Source organism: Microvirga arsenatis, from assembly GCF_009910705.1.
Taxonomy (GTDB): Bacteria; Pseudomonadota; Alphaproteobacteria; order Rhizobiales; family Beijerinckiaceae; genus Microvirga; species Microvirga arsenatis.
In genome coordinates this window covers 430,744-448,798 of record NZ_JAAAXJ010000001.1, presented here as the reverse complement: position 1 = coordinate 448,798, position 18,055 = coordinate 430,744, and the positions used below count along the sequence as shown (strand labels likewise).

13 protein-coding genes are annotated in these 18,055 nt (G+C 61.0%); 10 read left to right on the top strand and 3 right to left on the bottom strand.

The annotated features are described in order from the left end of the window. The first annotated feature begins 92 nt into the window (after positions 1 to 92). The 9 genes from GR303_RS02045 (at position 93) to GR303_RS02005 (ending at position 9,933) form a co-directional block, all read left to right on the top strand. Positions 93 to 866, top strand: a complete 774-nt coding sequence (locus GR303_RS02045) for a FadR/GntR family transcriptional regulator (protein ID WP_161721738.1) — start codon at positions 93 to 95, stop codon at positions 864 to 866. Beyond that, positions 856 to 1,914 carry an ABC transporter ATP-binding protein gene (locus tag GR303_RS02040; protein ID WP_246205309.1) on the top strand — a complete coding sequence of 353 codons (1,059 nt, stop codon included), beginning with the start codon at positions 856 to 858 and terminating at the stop codon, positions 1,912 to 1,914. Before GR303_RS02045 ends, GR303_RS02040 begins: the two co-directional genes overlap by 11 nt. 2 nt (positions 1,915 to 1,916) lie before the next feature. Beyond that, positions 1,917 to 3,011, top strand: a complete 1,095-nt coding sequence (locus tag GR303_RS02035; RefSeq protein WP_246205352.1) for an ABC transporter ATP-binding protein — start codon at positions 1,917 to 1,919, stop codon at positions 3,009 to 3,011. Positions 3,012 to 3,052: 41 nt separating this feature from the next. Next, on the top strand, positions 3,053 to 4,552 hold the full coding sequence (locus GR303_RS02030) for an ABC transporter substrate-binding protein (RefSeq protein ID WP_161721736.1): 1,500 nt from the start codon (positions 3,053 to 3,055) through the stop codon (positions 4,550 to 4,552). A 71-nt stretch (positions 4,553 to 4,623) separates the two neighbouring features. Beyond that, positions 4,624 to 5,571 carry an ABC transporter permease gene (locus tag GR303_RS02025; protein WP_161721735.1) on the top strand — a complete coding sequence of 316 codons (948 nt, stop codon included), beginning with the start codon at positions 4,624 to 4,626 and terminating at the stop codon, positions 5,569 to 5,571. Then, a complete protein-coding gene (locus GR303_RS02020) occupies positions 5,568 to 6,443 on the top strand; it encodes an ABC transporter permease (protein WP_161721734.1) in 876 nt (291 codons plus the stop codon). The genes GR303_RS02025 and GR303_RS02020 overlap by 4 nt, the downstream gene beginning before the upstream one ends. Positions 6,444 to 6,468: 25 nt before the next feature. Then, positions 6,469 to 8,262, top strand: coding sequence for a gamma-glutamyltransferase family protein (locus GR303_RS02015; RefSeq protein WP_161721733.1), 1,794 nt, complete (start codon positions 6,469 to 6,471; stop codon positions 8,260 to 8,262). Positions 8,263 to 8,277: 15 nt separating this feature from the next. Beyond that, positions 8,278 to 9,003, top strand: coding sequence for a DUF1028 domain-containing protein (locus tag GR303_RS02010; RefSeq protein WP_161721732.1), 726 nt, complete (start codon positions 8,278 to 8,280; stop codon positions 9,001 to 9,003). A 78-nt stretch (positions 9,004 to 9,081) separates the two neighbouring features. Then, complete coding sequence (locus GR303_RS02005; protein ID WP_161721731.1) at positions 9,082 to 9,933, top strand: sulfite exporter TauE/SafE family protein; 852 nt, start codon at positions 9,082 to 9,084, stop codon at positions 9,931 to 9,933. A 131-nt stretch (positions 9,934 to 10,064) separates the two neighbouring features. On the opposite strand, the gene GR303_RS02000 is transcribed toward GR303_RS02005, so the two are convergent. Beyond that, the gene (locus GR303_RS02000) at positions 10,065 to 12,392 is read right to left on the bottom strand and encodes a calcium-binding protein (RefSeq protein ID WP_161721730.1); all 2,328 of its coding nucleotides are present in this window, start codon (positions 12,390 to 12,392) and stop codon (positions 10,065 to 10,067) included. Between the two features lie 689 nt (positions 12,393 to 13,081). Between GR303_RS02000 and GR303_RS01995 the strand changes: the two genes are divergently transcribed. Next, positions 13,082 to 14,587 carry a tetratricopeptide repeat protein gene (locus GR303_RS01995; RefSeq protein ID WP_161721729.1) on the top strand — a complete coding sequence of 502 codons (1,506 nt, stop codon included), beginning with the start codon at positions 13,082 to 13,084 and terminating at the stop codon, positions 14,585 to 14,587. A gap of 122 nt (positions 14,588 to 14,709) precedes the next feature. On the opposite strand, the gene GR303_RS01990 is transcribed toward GR303_RS01995, so the two are convergent. After that, the gene (locus GR303_RS01990; protein WP_161721728.1) at positions 14,710 to 15,858 is read right to left on the bottom strand and encodes a serine hydrolase domain-containing protein; all 1,149 of its coding nucleotides are present in this window, start codon (positions 15,856 to 15,858) and stop codon (positions 14,710 to 14,712) included. Beyond that, entirely contained in the window at positions 15,828 to 17,930 is a 2,103-nt protein-coding gene (locus tag GR303_RS01985; RefSeq protein WP_161721727.1) for a CapA family protein, read from the bottom strand. The genes GR303_RS01990 and GR303_RS01985 overlap by 31 nt, the downstream gene beginning before the upstream one ends. Positions 17,931 to 18,055 lie beyond the last annotated feature (125 nt).

Below are 18,055 nucleotides of genomic sequence, written 5' to 3'. Positions count from 1 at the left end.
TTAGCGTTGTTTCGCCTGAAGCCCAGATCGCGAAACAAGCCTTCGCCGTTTGCGGACCTTAGGTAAGATTGGTTCGCACGGAGCTGGATTTCATGTCCAACCCGGATCCTCCGACGGACAGCTCCAACTTCGCCCTCGGGCAGTTGCGGGCTCTCCTGGACCAGAGCTCCTCGGAAGGGGAGCAGCGTCTCCCGCCCGAGCGGGAGCTCGCCGCTCGGATCGGCATCGGCCGGCGTGCTCTGCGGCGGGCGCTCGAGGTCCTCGAGGCCGAGGGGCGGATCTGGCGTCACCAGGGCAAGGGCACGTTCCTCGGGCCGCGCCCGGCGCAGACGCCGACGAACCTCGAGGAGCTGGCCAAGAGGACACACCCCCTCGAGGTCATGGATGTCCGCCTGGAAATCGAGCCGGCCCTGGCGCGTCTGGCCGCCATGCGGGCGACGAACGGCGACATCGAACGCCTCCTGCATCTCGCCGAGAAGACCGCCTCCAGCTCCGACGCGGACGGGCGCGAACTCTGGGACAGCGCCCTGCACCGGACCATCGCCGAAGCGGCCGGGAACTCCCTTCTGCTCGCCATCTTCGACATGATCGACCGCATCCGCCAGGACGCAACCTGGCGGCTCCTGCGCGAGCGGGCGCGCTCGGGGGAGCGCCAGCAGATCTATGTCGAACAGCATCGCCGGGTGATCGCAGCCATTGCCCAGCGGGAAGCCCATGCGGCCGAGCAGGCGATGCGCGAGCATCTCGAATTCGTGCGGGAGGGCCTGCTGAAGGTCATGACCCGCCCCCTCCCCGATCATGTCGACGGGCACCTCCCGGAAGCCCTCGTGACGCATAGCAAGGATAGAATTCGCCATGGGACGTGAAGCGGCGAGACAGCTGGCTCCTCAGTCGAATCCCACTCGGGAGACCGCACCATCGGCCCCGCCGCTGCTCGACGTGCAGGGGCTGTCCGTGCGCTTCGACGGCGCTCCCAAGGGCGTGAATGTGGTCGATGACGTCTCCTTCTCCGTCAGCAAGGGCAAGACCCTCTGCATCGTAGGCGAGTCCGGCTGCGGCAAGAGCGTGACGTCGCTGGCCCTGATGGGCCTCCTGCCGACCCCGCCGGCGAGGATCGTTGCGGGCGCCGCCGTCTTCGACGGACAGGACCTGCTGACGCTCTCGGAGCGCGAGCGGTCGGACCTGCGCGGCGACCGGATCGCCATGATCTTCCAGGAGCCGATGACCTCGCTCAACCCCGCCTTCACCATCGGCGACCAGATCGCGGAAGGCATCGTGCGCCATCGCAAGGTCTCGAAGGCCGAGGCCATGGAGCGGGCCCTCGACATGCTCAGGAAGGTGCGCATCCCCGCGCCGGAGAAGCGCCTGCGCGCCTATCCGCACGAGATGTCCGGCGGCATGCGTCAGCGCGTGATGATCGCCATGGCGCTTGCCAACGACCCGCAGCTCCTGATCGCCGACGAGCCGACCACCGCCCTCGACGTGACCATCCAGGCCCAGATCCTCACCCTGATCAGGCGCCTTCAGGAGGAAACCGGCACGGCCATGATCCTCATCACCCACGACCTCGGCGTCGTGGCCGAGGTCGCCGACGAAGTCGCGGTGATGTACGCGGGCCGGGTCGTGGAGAGCGGTCCCGTCGAGGCGATCTTCGATGATCCCCAGCACCCTTACACCATCGGCCTCATGGGATCCGTGCCGTCCCTCGGCCGCCGCCAGGGCCGCCTCGCCACGATCCGCGGCACCGTCCCGCCGGCCGAGCTCATGCCGAAGGGCTGCCGCTTCACCCCCCGCTGCCCGTTCTCCGACGGCCATTGCGCCAACGATCCGCCCCCTCTCGCCGAGATCAGGCCCGGCCACCGGGCGCGCTGCTGGTACGCCCCCCTCGAACTTCACCGTGGAGCAGCCTCATGAGCATGATGCCTTCCAGCGACATCATCCTCGAAGGCGTCGGCCTCAAGAAGCACTTTGGCAGCGGCGGTCTTCTCTCGAAGCCGACGGTGGTGCGGGCGGTCGACGGCGTATCCTTCGGCATCCGGCGCGGCGAGACCTTCGCAGTCGTCGGGGAATCCGGATGCGGCAAGTCCACGCTCGGGCGCCTTCTCCTGCGCCTGATCGAGCCCACGGACGGCGACGTGCGCTACGAGGGGCGCTCGATCCTGAAGCTCAGCAAGGGCGAGATGCGGCGCCTGCGCCGGGACCTGCAGATCATCTTCCAGGACCCCTATGCCTCGCTCAACCCGCGCATGAACGTGGGCGACATCATCGCCGAGCCGATCTGGCTGCATAACCTCGCGGCCGGTTCCGAGAAACGCGAGCGCGTCGCTGATCTCATGCGTACGGTCGGCCTGCTGCCGACCCATTCGGACCGCTATCCGCACGAGTTCTCCGGCGGCCAGCGCCAGCGCATCGGCATCGCCCGAGCCCTCGCGGGCGATCCGAAGCTGATTGTGGGCGACGAGCCGGTCTCGGCTCTCGACGTGTCGATCCAGGCGCAGATCATCAATCTGCTCGAGGATCTGAAGGACCGCTTCGGCCTCACCCTCGTCATCGTGGCGCACGATCTGGCCGTGATCCGCCACATGAGCGACCGCATCGCCGTGATGTATCTCGGCGAGATCGTGGAGCTGTCCGACACGGACGCGCTCTTCGACAACCCGCTTCACCCGTACACGCAGGCGCTTCTCGCCGCGATTCCGATCCCGAGTCCGGCAAGCCGGCAGCCGAAGGTCCTGCTGCAGGGCGATGTGCCGAGCCCTGCAGCTCCGCCACCGGGCTGCCGCTTCCATACGCGCTGTCCCCATGCGCGTCCGGTCTGCAAGGAGCAGCATCCGGCGCTTGAGACGACGCCCGACGGCCGGCAGGTGGCATGCCATTTCTGGCGCGACATCCAGGGGGCGGGCGCCGGCTCGATCAGCGCCCCGCCTCCAAGCGCAGCGCTCAGCCAGCGCCTGGCGCTCTACCGAACTTGGCGTGAACGGCAGGATAAGACCGTCGCGACGAGCCCCTGAACTGAAAGAACCCATCCAGAGGACTTTTGGAGGACAACAGAATGAAGAAGAGACTGCTCCTGGTCATGGCTGCCGGGCTCCTTGCGAGCACCGCTGCCTCCGCGCAGACCCTGCGCATCGGCCTGAACGAGGATCCGGATGTGCTCGATCCGCACCGCGCCCGCACCTTCGTCGGCCGCATCGTGTTCACGTCGTTGTGCAACAAGCTCGTCGACATCACGCCGGACCTGAAGTTCACGCCGGAGCTCGCCACCGAGTGGCAATGGGGCGACGACGGCAAGTCGCTGACGTTCAAGCTGCGCCCGGGCGTGAAGTTCCACGACGGCGAGCCCTTGAACGCCGCTGCCGTGAAGGCCAACATCGACCGCGCCCGCACCCTGCCCGACTCCCTGCGCAAGAGCGAGCTGACATCGGTCGACAACGTGGAGGCCGTGGACGACCTCACCGTGAAGGTCAACCTGTCCCGCCCGGACGCGACCCTGCTCTCCCAGCTCTCCGACCGCGCCGGCATGATCATGTCTCCGAAGGCACTGGCTTCCGCGGATTTCGGCCAGAAGCCGGTCTGCTCGGGCCCCTACAAGTTCGTCGAGCGCGTGCAGAACGACCGGATCGTGCTCGAGCGCTTCGCCGATCACTGGGACGCCAAGAGCTTCAACTTCGAGCGCATCGTGTTCCAGCCCATCCCGGACACGACTGTGCGTCTTGCCAATCTGCGCTCCGGCAACCTCGACCTTCTCGAGCGCCTTGCGCCGAGCGACGTTCCGGCCGTCAAGGGCGATTCCAGCCTCGTCTTCGCTCCGGTCTCCGGCATCGGCTATCAGGGCCTGACGATCAACACCAACAACGGCGAGCGTGCCAAGTCCAAGCTCGGCCAGGACAAGCGTGTTCGGCAGGCCCTCGAACTCTCCATCGACCGCAACGTGATCAACGAGGTTGTCGGTGCGGGCATCTATCCGCCGGCTGGCCAGCCCTTCCCTGAGGCGAGCCCATACAACAACCCGAAGTTCAAGGCCAACCAGCGTGACGTTGCGAAGGCAAAGCAGCTTCTCAAGGAAGCTGGCGTCGACCGCGTGAAGTTCGAGCTCACCTTCGGCACCGGAACGACGGCACAGCAGATCGCCGAAATCATCCAGGCCATGGCGGCCGAGGCCGGCTTCGAGATCACTCTGCGCCCGACCGAGTTCGCGGCCATGCAGAAGGAGGCCCAGGCCGGCAACTTCGACGTCAACGTGATCGGCTGGTCCGGCCGCGTCGACCCGGACGGCAACATCCATCCGTTCGTGACCTGCAAGGGCGCCCTCAACGACGGCAAGTACTGCAACGAGCAGATCGACAAGCTCCTGAACGAGGCCCGCACCGTCAATGACGAGGCCAAGCGCAAGCAGCTCTACGATCAGGCTCAGGAGATCCTCAAGCAGGATCTGCCGATCATCTACACCTACTATCAGCCCTGGCCTTTCGTCCACACGAAGAAGGTCCAGAACTTCAAGCCCTATCCGGACGGCATGATCCGACTGAAGGGCGTGAAGTTCGCCTCCTGACCGCCGACCACCGCGTGCCCGGCCCGCGCCGGGCACGCTCCTTCCCTTTCTGAAGCGGGATCCACGAGCCGATGCTGCGCTATATCGGACGACGAATACTGATAGCCATCCCGACGCTGATCATCGTGTCGATCATGGTCTTCGCCTTGCAGAAGCTCCTGCCCGGAGATCCCGTCCTGACCATGGCAGGCGAGGAACGCGACCCGCAGGTGCTCGCGTACCTGCGCGAAAAGTACCGGCTGGACGATCCCATTCCCGTTCAGTACTTCGCCTGGATCGGCTCGGCGCTCACCGGCAATCTCGGCATCTCCCTGCGCACCGACATCCCGGTGCTCGAGCTCATCCTCAGCAAGCTTCCCGTCACCATCGAGCTTGCCATCATGGCCATGATCGTGGCCCTCGCCATCGGCATTCCGGCAGGCATCATCTCGGCCGTCAGGAAGGGAACGGCGGTCGACTACACCGCCAACGTGATCGCGCTGTCGGGCCTGTCCATCCCGAACTTCTGGCTCGGCATCATGCTCATCATGCTGATTTCCGTGCGCTGGAAGCTTCTGCCGGCCTCCGGCTACGTGCCGCCGACCGAGGATCTGTGGCTCAACATCAAGACCATGCTCATGCCGGCCTTCGTGCTCGGAACGGGCTTGGCAGCAAGTCTCATGCGCCACACCCGCAGCGCCATGCTGGGCGTCATGCGCTCCGACTACATCCGGACGGCTCGCGCCAAGGGTCTCCTCTCCCGAAAAGTCATCCTGAAGCACGCCCTGCGCAACGCGCTCGTGCCCATCGTGACGCTCTCGACCCTGCTCTTCGGCGAGCTGCTGGCGGGCGCCGTGCTGACCGAGCAGATCTTCACCATTCCGGGCTTCGGCAAGCTCATCGTCGATGCGGTGTTCAACCGCGACTATGCCGTCGTTCAGGGCGTGGTGCTCTGCACCGCCGTCGGCTTCATCTTCATGAACCTTCTGGCCGACGTTCTCTACGTTCTCGTCAATCCCCGCCTGAGGCACGCCGCATGACCGCCACCGCAGCCATTGCCGATGAAGTCGCGCTGCCCAAGAAGCGCAGCCGCGTTCTTGCGAAGTTCCTGAAGAACAAGAGCGCCGTCGTCGGCGGGATCATCGTCCTGTTCTTCATTCTGGCCGCCATCATCGGGCCCTATTTCGCACCCTTCGATCCGATCAAGCCGAGCTTCACGAGCATCCGCAAGCCGCCCTCCGAGCTGTTCTGGTTCGGCACCGACGAGCTCGGGCGCGACCTCCTGTCCCGAATGCTCTGGGGCGCCCGCGCCTCGATCATGGCGGGCGTGATCTCGGTCTTCATCGCCATCGTCCTGGGCGTTCCCTTCGGTCTCGTCGCCGGTTACTTCGGCGGCTGGATCGATGCCGCGATCTCCCGCGCCACGGATGCGATGCTGGCGATTCCCTTCCTCATCCTGGCCATCGCACTGGCAGCCTTCCTCGGCCCCAGCCTCAGCAACGCCATGATCGCCATCGGCTTGTCCGCCATGCCGATCTTCATCCGCCTCACCCGCGGCCAGGTGCTGACCGTGAAGGCGGAGGATTACGTGGAGGGGGCGCGGGCCATCGGCCTTCCCGATTTCTGGATCATGCTGCGCTACGTTCTTCCGAACGTGCTGCCGCCGATCCTGGTTCAGGGCACGCTCACCATCGCCACCGCCATCATCGCGGAGGCAAGCCTCTCCTTCCTCGGACTCGGCCAGCAGCCGCCGAACCCCTCCTGGGGCTCGATGCTGAACACGGCCAAGAACTTCATGGATCAGGCGCCCTGGATGTCGATCTTTCCGGGTTCGGCCATCTTCCTGATCGTGCTCGGCTTCAACCTACTCGGCGACGGCCTGCGCGATGCGCTCGATCCCCGCGAACAGTAAAAACACACAAACCTCGGATACACACATGTTCACGACACGGCCCGAGATCCTCGGCACCTTCGGCATCGTCACCTCGACCCATTGGCTGGCATCGGCGGCCGGCATGGCAATGCTGGAAAAAGGCGGCAACGCCTTCGATGCATGCGTGGCCTCCGCCTTCGTGCTCCAGGTCGTGGAGCCGCACCTGGTCGGACCCTCCGGCGAGGTTCCGGCCGTGTTCTATTCGGCGAAGACCCGGAAGGTCGAGGTGCTCTGCGGCCAAGGCACGGCGCCGAAGGGGGCGACCATCGAACACTACAAGCGCGAGGGCCTCAAGCTTATCCCCGGCAACGGCATGCTCGCCACCGTCGTGCCCGGCGCCTTCGATGCCTGGATGCTCCTGCTTCGCGACCATGGCCTTCTCTCCCTGAGGGACGTGCTGGAGCCCGCCATCTACTATGCCGAGCAGGGCCATCCGCTCCTGCCGCGCGTCTCGGACACCATCAAAGGCCTGAAGGAGTTTTTCGAGACCGAGTGGCCGACCTCGGCCGCCGTGTACCTGCCGGGAGGCGAGGTGCCGAAGCCCCGCCAGCTCTTCCGCAACCCGCAGCTGGCGGACACCTGGAAACGCATCCTCCGTGAGGCGGAAGCGAAGGGCAGCGACCGCGAGGCGCAGATCGAGGCCGCGCGCAGCGCCTTCTACAAGGGCTTCGTGGCCGAGGCCATCGATGCCTTCGTGCGCAGGTCCGAGGTCATGGACCAGAGCGGCGCGCGCCATCGCGGAGTGCTCACGGCAGACGACATGGCGAACTGGCAGGCCTCCTACGACGCGCCGCAGACCTACGAATACCACAACTTCCGTGTCAACAAGATCAGGCCATGGGGACAGGGGCCCGTCTTCCTGCAGACGCTGGCGCTGCTCAAGGGCTTCGACCTCGCCGCCATGGGACCGACCAGCGCGGAGTTCGTCCACACGGTGGTCGAGGCGATGAAGCTCGCCTTCGCCGACCGCGAGGCCTATTACGGTGACCCGGACTTCATCAACGTGCCGATCCAGACGCTGCTGTCCGACGCCTATAACGATGAGCGCCGCAGGCTCATCGCCGACAAGGCCTCCCTGGAGCTGCGGCCCGGCCGCGTCGAGGGCTACGAGGCTCAGGTCGATCGCACCCTGAAGGCCCTGCGGGACCTCTCCACCACCGACCGCAAGGTCTCCGGCGGCGAACCGACGCTTCAGTCGATGCGCTCGGCACGACGCGGCGACACGGTCCATATCGACGTGGTGGACCGCTTCGGCAACATGATCGCCGCCATGCCCTCGGGCGGCTGGCTGCAATCCTCGCCCGTGATTCCCGAGCTCGGCTTCATGCTCAATTCCCGCGCACAGATGTTCTGGCTCGAGGAAGGGCTGCCGGCGAGCCTCGCGCCGGGCAAGCGCCCACGCACGACCCTCACCCCGACCCTCGCGGAGAAGGATGGCGAGCCCTACATGGTCTTCGGCTCACCCGGCGGCGATCAGCAGGAGCAGTGGCAGATGCTCCTCTTCCTGCGCCACGCCCATCACGGGCTGAATCTGCAGGAAGCCATCGACCTGCCCATGTCGCACACTGCGCATTTCCCCTCCTCCTTCTACCCGCGCGAGCAGAAGCCGGGCCACCTCATGGCCGAGGAGACCTATGGTGCCGAGGTTCTCGACGACTTGCGCGCGCGGGGCCATGAAGTCGAGGTCGCTCCGGCTTGGTCGGTCGGCCGCCTCGTGGCGGCGAGCCGCGACAAGGACGGCCTGCTGCACGGCGCCGCCACGCCGCGCCTCATGCAGGCCTATGCGGTCGGTCGCTGAGAAGGAGGTTCCATCATGACCTGGTCGATCATCGCCAAGGATCCCAAAACCGGCGCCTTCGGGGTTGCCGTCACCACCAAGTTCTTCGCCGTGGGGGCGCTCTGCCCGCACGGTGCTGCCCGCATCGGCGCGCTGGCCACGCAGGCACTCGTGAACCCGCTCTATGCGACGGACGGGATGAGGTTCCTGGCCGAGGGGCGCAGCGCCGAGGAGATCGTGTCTGTGCTCACCGCCCTGGACCCCGGCCGCGAGTCCCGTCAGCTGCATGTGATCGACCGCGACGGCCGCACGGCGGCCCATACCGGTCGCGAGTGCATCGACTGGTGCGGACACCTGACGGATGAGGGCGTGTCGGTGGCCGGCAACATGCTTGCAGGCCCCACCGTGATCGAGGCGACGCTCGACACCTACAAGCGCCGGATGGACCTGCCCTTCGCGGACCGCCTGCTGGCGGCTCTCGATGCAGGACAGGCCGAGGGCGGCGACAAGCGCGGCAAGCAGTCGGCCGCCCTCAAGGTCTGGCGCGACGAGCCTTACCCGATCCTCGACCTTCGCGTCGACGATCATCCCGAGCCCCTGGACGAGCTGCGTCGCCTCTACGGCGTCGCCCATGAGCGATTCCTGGCCTTCATGGATGCCATGGCGACCCGAGCCAATCCGGGCGGGATCACGGACCGTTCGTGGATCGACCAGAGGGCGAGCGAGTATCAGGCCCGCCTCGCCCGCCGCACCTCGTCCTAGGGCGCACGCGCGCCCTCTCCTTGCCGCAGGATGGAAAAGATCCTACGGCACCCCTGCTGTGTTGAGTGGATCGTTCCGATGTTTGGCATTCCCCTGTTCGACCTCGCCTGGCTCGTGGTGGCCCTTCTGGCGGCCGGCGCCATCACAGGCCTGCTCGCGGGCGTCTTCGGTGTCGGAGGCGGTGCCGTGGCCGTGCCCATCCTCTACGAGCTCTTCCGAATCCTGGAAGTGCCGGAGGAGGTCCGCATGCCGCTCTGCGTCGGCACTTCGCTCGCCATCATCGTCCCCACATCCCTGCGTTCCTTCTCTGCGCATCGGGCCAAGGGCGCGGTCGACATGACGATCCTGCGCGTGTGGGCCGTGCCTGTGGTGCTCGGCGTGGTGGTCGGCAGCATCATCGCCCGCTTTGCTCCCGCCGACCTGTTCAAGGCCGTGTTCGTGGTGGTGGCCGGTGTCTCGGCCATCCGCCTGCTTTTCGGCAAGGACACTTGGCGCTTCGGCCTCGACATGCCCGCAAAGCCCATCATGATCGCTTATGGCTGGCTCATCGGCATTCTCTCAGCCCTGATGGGCATCGGCGGCGGCCAACTCTCCAACCTGTTCATGACCTTCTACAACCGCCCGATTCATCAGGCGGTCGCCACCTCGTCGGGCCTCGGCATCCTCATCTCGATCCCCGGCGCCATCGGCTACATCTACGCCGGCTGGCCGCATATGGCCGACTATCCCAACGTGGTCGCCTTCCAGCCGCCGCTGGCTCTGGGCTACGTGTCGCTTCTCGGCTTCGTGCTGTTCATTCCCACCAGCACCTGGATGGCTCCGGTAGGCGCCCGTTTGGCGCACCGCCTCTCCAAGCGCCGGCTCGAAGTGGCCTTCGGCATCTTCCTGCTGCTCGTCTGCGCCCGCTTCGCCGCAAGCCTCCTCACCTAGGCCCCTGCCTAGAGCTGATTCCAATGGCCTGGGATCATCTCTTTTCTTCGCCTGCCGCATTCTTGACGGCGAACCGGATCCACTTGGCGGAAAAATGCTCTAGAGCAGATTCGGCGTGAACGAAATTCGCATCAGAAGAGCAGATCGTTCCGGAACTCGTAGTCAGCTGCGTTGAGACTCGTGACCCCTTTTAGTTGGAAAGTCGCAGTATAAGCTCTGTCTGTGACCGTCCAGATGTCACCCGAGTTTCGGAGCAAACCGCTAGTAAATCCCTGGAAGACTAAGCGGTCTCCGGGATCCGCGTCATTGCCAACGAAGTCGATGACGATGTCCCCGTTAATCTCACCTTTCTTGAACACGAAAACGTCGAAATCGGCGCCGCCTGTCAGCGTGTCCTTACCTGCTGCGCCGTTGAGGGTGTCGGCACCGGTGCCACCCTTGAGGTTGTTTGCAGCACCGTTACCCATCAGTGCATTGCCAAGGTCATTTCCTGTTCCGTTGATAGAGCTTGTCCCCTGCAAGGTCAGATTTTCGACATTGGCAGAAAGCGTATAGCTGACTGTCGCGCGAACCTGATCGATGCCCTCATTTACCGCCTCGACAATCACATCACTTGTGGTGTTCACCCCATAAATGTCGTCACCGCCCCTGCCCTCAAGGCGATCATTGCCTGTCATACCGTCCAGAAGATTATTCTGATCATTTCCTACCAGAGTATTATGACTGGAATTACCGATTCCATTGGTGGCCGCTCCCGTCAGGAACAAGTTTTCAACCTGAGTGGGCAAAGTGAAATTGACGCTGCTGTAGACCGTGTCGACCCCGCCAAGACCATTATTGGATTTCTCGACGATGATCTCAGCCGCATGGTCGACGAAGTAGGTGTCGTTACCGTCCCCGCCGTCCATGCTATCGGCTCCATCTCTCCCATCAAGGGTGTCGTTTCCAGCGGCACTCTTGAGCACATTCACCAAAGCATTTCCGGTTAGGACGTTGGCCAGTTCGTTCCCATAGCCATTGATGGCGCGGCTACCTGTAAGGGTCAGGTTCTCCACATTAGCAGTCAGTGTATAGGTGATCGATGAGAGAACGTGATCGACAGAACCCTCACCCGGACGCTCCGTGACCAGATCGCCTGAATGGTTGACCGTATATGTATCATTGCCGCCAGATCCGCGCATATCATCCGCGCCGATGGTGCCATCAATCACGTTGTCGCCAGCATCCCCGAGCCAGACGTTGCTATAACCTGGGACCGATATGGATCCTGTGTCCATTCCAGAGATGCTGTTGCCGGAAAGCACCGTCCTGGTAGGACCTCCGTCATCGTTCGTGCTCTCCTCGCGGATGCCATATCGGGCGTTGATGGAACCGTTCGAATAAATTGTATTGCCTAAGATTTGCGTATCGGTGGAATAGTAAGTCCGCTGGCTGTAGTCATCATCGAAACGCAGGCGGATATTGATCTCGTCGTAGAGGTTGTCTGCCGCCTGCGAGTTGTTGAAGATCCGGCTGTTTTGAACGACAGTATGCGTCGAACCCTCGATCCTAACCCCTTGGCGCATGTTTCCGTAGATATCGACCTTATCAAGGTCGACATGGTCGGAGAGCTTGATCAGCACACCTTCCTTGCCGTTATGATGATAGGACCCGCCGATGACCTGGATATCCGTGACCCAGGGAATCTCCGTTGAGTCTGCAGGCGGGATGTTTCCACGCTGAACAGTAAGGCCTGCTCCGCCTGCCCAGGTGCCGTTATACATATAGCGGAAGCCATTGTTGTAGGCTTCATTGTCCTTCAGCACCAAGTGCTTCGTTTCGTTTTGAATATTGAACCCGTGACGGTCGTTATCGTAAGACTTGTTGTTCTCGTAAATCCCGCCCACGACAGCGTCAGCGACAAAGCCATCAAGCCCATTGTTGTGCGCAATGGAGTTCTTGATCGTCATACTGTAAGTCAACTCATGAGGGTTAAATCCATAGGCGTTGCAGTTTTGTATTTCCACATTGTCGATAGTGATGTTCGTTTGCTTGCGACCGGAGCCGTCTTCCTTGATGCCACAGATAAAACCAGCTTGATGGCCAATGTTGTTAGCGCGATTTCCATCAATCACTAGGTTCTTGATCGTGACATTATCAACTGTTTCCAGTTTCGTGCGAACGATGCCGTTGATCCTCGCATCGAAGTGATCTGTCAACTTTATGATCGTGTCACGCGCACCGTTAGCACCTGCACCAGCTAAGGTGACACCAGACATCAGCTCAACAGCACCCTTCGAGGCGTTGTTACGATCAGCAGTGACGACATACGTACCTTCAGCGAGCTGGACGGTCACAGGCCCAGCCGAAGGGTTCCGCAGGTACGCCGCATTTGCTGCTCTTATCGCGGCATTGATGGCATCCGTATTTGCTTGAGCGCTCTCAGAAGGCGGCGCAACAAGAATGGGATCTATTGCCATATCTGCTCTCCCGTTCATAACCCCGGGAGCATAGCAGCTATATTAGACCAGTCGATTACTACTCTGAGGTATTACGACAATTAAAGTCTTATGACTACGAATAAATCCTAGGGTAGGCTACATACAATCTTCAGAATTATCGTAATAATCCTCGAATTGATTAATATTGCTGATGGCCAAAGCAGTCACCGTTGTTCTATGAACAAGCATCAACAATGCCGGCTTAACCGCATAGAGCTGGCGGTGAGTTGGCGCATCGAAGGAAGAGGCCACGCTCAGGGCTACAGATCCTGCCTCCTTGGCTCAAGCGATAGACCGGATGCCGAATTCCAGTGCGAGCAACATCGCCTCGAAAAGCGCTCGTGCGCCTTGCCATGACGCTCAATAGCTTCCCAAGGCAGTCTCTTCAGGATCAGCTCCTCCCCGGTGAGTCCGAAAGAACCCAACGCTACCTGACTTCCTCCATGTCCATCTCTCTGAATGCGCCAGCGTGCTGCGGTTCGTGCATTTGTTGTACCTCGCAATAGCTGGATCGAATGTGATGCCCCCTCTAGCCGTAGTGAGGTCTACGTGGACAATATCAGAACAAGCGTTTTCAGTAGCAAGTCCCGTTTCCGTGCGTCGGTATGCAATAGGGACGGATCGAGTTTCGAAGAAGCGCTTTAACCGCATTGTTGCTGGAGGCCGGCATGATCCCTCAACCTGCGGAGATAGACTCTCTTTCTGCGACAGATGCTGGCAGTCAGTCTGTATTGGCAGATGGTGGCGCGCAGGCTCCCGTTCAGCCCTCTGTCGATGTGGCTGCGGCGCTGCGCAAGGCAGCGGAAGCCGTCCATCGGATCATTCTTGAAATGGAGCCCGCCGATCACCGGGCCCTGCTGAACCTGGGCCGTCTCGCCCGGCAACGTGGTGACGCACCGTCTGCCTTGGGTTATTTCGAAGCCGCATTGGCTGCCAAACCCCGCCGCATCGAGCCGAAGCTTGAGATGGCCCGGGAGCTTCGGACTTTGTCCCGCTTGGACGAGGCGGAAACCCTGTATATAGATCTCCTCAAGAGACATCCAACACTGGTGCGGGCCCTGGTTGGCCTCGGCTCGATAGCGCGGGCACGTGGCAAGCCGCGAGCGGCTCTAAGTTACTACCGAGCTGCCCTCGCTGCCAAGCCGTCTCGCACCAACCTGAAACTGGAGGTGGCCGCCGAATTGCGCAAGCTTTCACGCTTTCGCGAGGCAGAGCAGCTCTATCGTCACATCCTCACAGATCAGCCGGACCATGCTCGCGCACGGGAACGGCTGGCACGGTTGCCGAAACCGGAGAGGTCGGGGTTGGCTGTTATGGAGCGCTCCTGGCTCGAACGGGAGACCTTTACACGGGCCGCCGAGTGGGGGCGGAACCTGGAGTCGTTAGGCGGGCCGCCCTACCGAATGAATTTGCTAGATCTGGCCCTGGATTTCGCCTGCGGCGCTTCAGAGGAGATCAAGCGGGACTGTATTCTTCTGCGCCTACGCAAGGCAACCAAGATCCTTCCCTTGGTGTCGGACTGGGAGGAATACGAACATGTCCTCAAGCGGGAGGTCGCAGCACTCCAATTGGGCAGCCGGTTGGGGTATGTGCCGAGTGAGCGTAAGGAAGGCTGGCGAAACGGCCTCACCGTCGTCAGGAGCCAACAGGAATTCGTGTGGCACCGCGAGACCGTCTCCGAGATGCTCGGATCCTCTTTGCAGGGGGCTCGCCGAAACATCCGCAAGCTTCTGAAGGCAGGTGCACACCTGGAACCGATCGACCCAAACAACATGGCTCGCGTGCTGGCATGTAATGCTCGCTGGTACGCAGGGGTAAAAGCTAAAGGCAGACCTGCGCTGCAACGAGCTCGCACGATCTGGACGCTCGAGAACCTACCCTTGCTGGAGCCGTTGGGCGTGCGTCATGTGGCGGTGATGCTCGACGGGGACGTGATCGGCTACGGCATCGGCAGCCATCTCGCCGCATCATGGATCGCTTATGTGTACGGCAGAGGTGACAATGAATATGACGTAGCTCCCTTGATCGCCCAAGCGCGTTCCAAGCTGTATCCTGACCGCGTGTGGATAAACGCCGGCGATGCGGGAGGGCGACAGAGTCTTGCAGCGTTCAAGCGAAGGTTTACGGCGAACGCTGAAGACAAGCAACTGATGATGGGGTGGATACAGGCGTAGCCTGCGCTGCGCGGGCGAGCGCAGTGCTCGACGACTCCATAGCAGGGAGTGTCAACGTTTACCTGCCGCCACGGGCAGAGCCATGCTCCTGCCCTACCGGACTGCGCGATCTGCGTTTCATCTCAATCCGAGGCGTCATCGTCCTCTTCCTGCTCGTCAGGCTCCCCTGTGGCTGGCGTCCGATGGGCGTCAAGTATCATTCTGTAGAGATTACGGACGCTGCTGTTCTTGACTCTCTTGCCGCCATCCGTGTTGACAAGATGCACAATGACCAGATCGCGCTTGGGTATGACATAGAGCCGCTGACCGCCCCGGCCCGCAGCATAGAAGCCGTCTTTGGTCACTTTCCACATATAGCCGTAACCGGCGGTCGGCTGTTCCTGCCGCCAGGCATGTTGAACCGAGGTGCTGCGGTCCACCCACTCTTTCGAAACGATACGCTGGCCACCGAACTCGCCATTCCTCAAGTACAGCAAGCCGACTCGCGCCAAGTCGAGGGCGCTCATTCGAAAAAGGTAAGCGGGATGCTCCGACTTGTCCCGTTCATAGTAATAGCGCCCGTCCTCCGTACTGAAGTGCTCCATCCCTATAGGTATTGCGATACGCTGCTCGAATGCCTCGAAGAAGTCGTCCGATGTAAGCCTCTTCAATATCGTCGCGAGCGCATTGAAATCCCAGTTGTTATAGAACCAATGCTCGCCTGGCTTATGGCTGTCGCGAGCCGGGCGTCGCTCACGCATTCCCTTTGTTTCATATGCTGCAGGATGGTAGACGCCTGATGTCGACGTCAGGAGATCTCGTATCTTTGCTTGTCTCTCCTGCTTCGAAAGGCCGCCGACATCATCTATACCAAGCTCTTCCAAGCTCTTAGTAATGTCTACTGTACCATCATCATAATAGGTCCCGTATGCCACGCTCATGAGGCTCTTGCGCACTGAGTGCAGAGGGAACTTCGACTGGTATCGACCGTAGTCGAGAATCACGAGCCCCTTGTGAACAACGAGCAACGCATCAGTCCTGGCACTGCCGGCATAAGCCCTCACGGCATCAAGCTTCGTCGGAGACCAACCGATTTGGTCCGGCGACAGCAAACGTCTCCAGCGTGGGACCGGCAGGTAGTTACCATCAGGGTTGAAATGAGCGACATCGACAAACGGGTAAACTGTTTCCGCTCTCTCGAACTGGGCGTGGGGCTCGGAAGTCAGTAAGAGGAAGCTAAGCAGTAGGGTCAAAGCTATCGCTACAGACGCGAGAATGACTCCTCTTCGCATTGATTCATCCTTCCGGTCTCGCTTCGAGGAGGCTTGTGATCCAGAATCTCAGCAGGCTGGGATCGCCAAAGCCCCTTCGGCAGTGATAACGTCAGAGAGAAGTAGTAGCCCCAATGGTCCTTTCCGCTCCTTACCGTGGCCTCAAGACCTTGACTGTTCTTGCCAGTAGGCATCAGGAAATTCAGGATACGCTCGAATTCGTGCTCTGTCACGAAGTCCGGCTGGTACGAAGTCGCTGTGTTGTCACTTTGAATCGGGTACAAGTTGAGGTCGGCAGACCAATGCCCGTTGTCATGTCGCAAGCATAGGCGTGCTATGAGCCCAAAAGGCAAGACACGGTGGGTCGCGAACCGGCCAGGAGAGTTGAAGATAAAATTCCCGAGGCCATATACCGCCCACTTGCTTCCGTAGCGGACAAACTCCTGCATCATGTGCGATCCGTGTCCAATCACCAGATCGGCACCAGCATCGAACAGCAGTTTCCCTAGACGCTTCTGACGCTCTGACGCATATTGATAGTTGCTGCCCCAATGGGGGAACGCGATGATGTACGCATCCGGGTAGTTCTTGCGCAGAGCAGACAGCTGCTTTTGTACTGCCTGCTTGGACCACATATTGACGCCTGCAGCATTAGACTTCGCATAATAGCCCCACTGCTGATGGTTCCGCCTGTTCTCGAATCCACCCACGAAGATGAAGTGCGCAGTCAGGCCGTCAACCAAAGCGTAGTGGTGAACGGCTTCGGCTGCCTCTATCTCTGTGCGTCCCGCACCGAAGAATTGCATATCGTCAGAGGTGAGAGCATGGATGGTGTCAGCCAGACCTTCCGGTCCAAAATCCATACTGTGGTTGTTAGCGAGCGAGACCGCGGTTACTCGGAGCTTGCGGAGCAGCCGCATCGTGGCTTTGGGCGAGGCATAGTCGAGATACGGCTTTATACCCGCCAGCTGCGATTTTCTCCGCCCTGTGAGGCAGACCTCGAGATTGGCGACAGTATAGTCCGATGATTTTAGCATGTCGCGAAGCTTACGGACACTTGCTTCGGCACTCCTGAATTTCGTTCCATTCTGCGTTTCTGTAGCTTTGTTTCGCTTCCAGTAACTGTCACCGGGATTGGTATCCCCGAGCAGAGTGATGACGTACTCGCGCCCGCTCTTAGCTCGCAGGACCGCCTCCGACCTGCGAGCGCGCTTTACGATCACTTCATGCGCAAGGCGTGGCAGTGCCGTCAAGCCCAGCTTCTCAAGACCAGAGAATCCCGGTGTACGATTGACCTCGATAATATGAATATTGCCCTGGTCGGTAATCGCGAGATCGACGCCGTAGATGCCTTGTCTCAATCTCTCCGCCAAGCTTGATGAGATGTGATCGAACAACTCTTGCCTGAGTCCGTCTTCCACCGCGAGAACGGATCCGCCCTGGTGCAGATTACTGACAACGCTTCCCTCCCGCTTCTGTCTCTCATAAGCTTCGACGGGTCTGCCGTCGATGACATAGACGCGGAACTCTCTTATGTACCGCATGAACTGTTCGAGCAGGAGCGGGTTACTGCTTCGTCCAAAATGGGACTTGCAGGACTTCAGAGCCTCTTCAAGATTGCCGAGCCTCTTGATACCTCGTCCCTTGTTACCCGTAACTGGCTTTTGAATGAGTGGAAAGCTATCGGCCTTGAGGTTCTGCAAATATGTGATGGCAGTTTTCTGGGAGACTAGGATGTGAGCGGTGGTTCCTACGCCTGCCTCCAGGAAAGTCGTCAAATCGTTTACCTTGCCGAGCCCGTTGCGGCTGATCAGGTCGTAAGGATCGGAAGTCGGACATCCGATGGCGTGCATGAACTTCACGAGCATCAGCGTGTCGCCGGCGTAGCCAAAGGTGTAGAGCATAGAGAGTTCATTGAGCGAGTGACCATTATGCTCGATATGGATTGAGCGTGAGTCTCGATCCAGGTGGTAGGTTACGCGCGATGGGTCGATGTAGATCACTTGGTCATAGTAATTAAGAGCTTCCTGGTAATAGCGCCGTTCATTGTGTGACCAGATGCCTCTCACTATGCCTGCGATTAAATTGCTCATAGCTACCTCTCTTATGGTCTTACCGACGCCGGCCTAATCAGGTCTGGCTCGTTGGCCTGCAAGGCAGGCATGAACAGAAAGTAGCGTGCTCGCTCCTTTCAAAATCGGTAGCGGGCTCCGAATTG

Bases quoted from the DNA above. Each gene is read 5' to 3' on its own strand.
- GR303_RS02045 (WP_161721738.1), top strand. From the start codon at position 93: ATGTCCAACCCGGATCCTCCGACGGACAGCTCCAACTTCGCCCTCGGG.
- GR303_RS02040 (WP_246205309.1), top strand. From the start codon at position 856: ATGGGACGTGAAGCGGCGAGACAGCTGGCTCCTCAGTCGAATCCCACT.
- GR303_RS02035 (WP_246205352.1), top strand. From the start codon at position 1,917: ATGATGCCTTCCAGCGACATCATCCTCGAAGGCGTCGGCCTCAAGAAG.
- GR303_RS02030 (WP_161721736.1), top strand. From the start codon at position 3,053: ATGAAGAAGAGACTGCTCCTGGTCATGGCTGCCGGGCTCCTTGCGAGC.
- GR303_RS02025 (WP_161721735.1), top strand. From the start codon at position 4,624: ATGCTGCGCTATATCGGACGACGAATACTGATAGCCATCCCGACGCTG.
- GR303_RS02020 (WP_161721734.1), top strand. From the start codon at position 5,568: ATGACCGCCACCGCAGCCATTGCCGATGAAGTCGCGCTGCCCAAGAAG.
- GR303_RS02015 (WP_161721733.1), top strand. From the start codon at position 6,469: ATGTTCACGACACGGCCCGAGATCCTCGGCACCTTCGGCATCGTCACC.
- GR303_RS02010 (WP_161721732.1), top strand. From the start codon at position 8,278: ATGACCTGGTCGATCATCGCCAAGGATCCCAAAACCGGCGCCTTCGGG.
- GR303_RS02005 (WP_161721731.1), top strand. From the start codon at position 9,082: ATGTTTGGCATTCCCCTGTTCGACCTCGCCTGGCTCGTGGTGGCCCTT.
- GR303_RS02000 (WP_161721730.1), bottom strand. From the start codon at position 12,392: ATGGCAATAGATCCCATTCTTGTTGCGCCGCCTTCTGAGAGCGCTCAA.
- GR303_RS01995 (WP_161721729.1), top strand. From the start codon at position 13,082: ATGATCCCTCAACCTGCGGAGATAGACTCTCTTTCTGCGACAGATGCT.
- GR303_RS01990 (WP_161721728.1), bottom strand. From the start codon at position 15,858: ATGCGAAGAGGAGTCATTCTCGCGTCTGTAGCGATAGCTTTGACCCTA.
- GR303_RS01985 (WP_161721727.1), bottom strand. From the start codon at position 17,930: ATGAGCAATTTAATCGCAGGCATAGTGAGAGGCATCTGGTCACACAAT.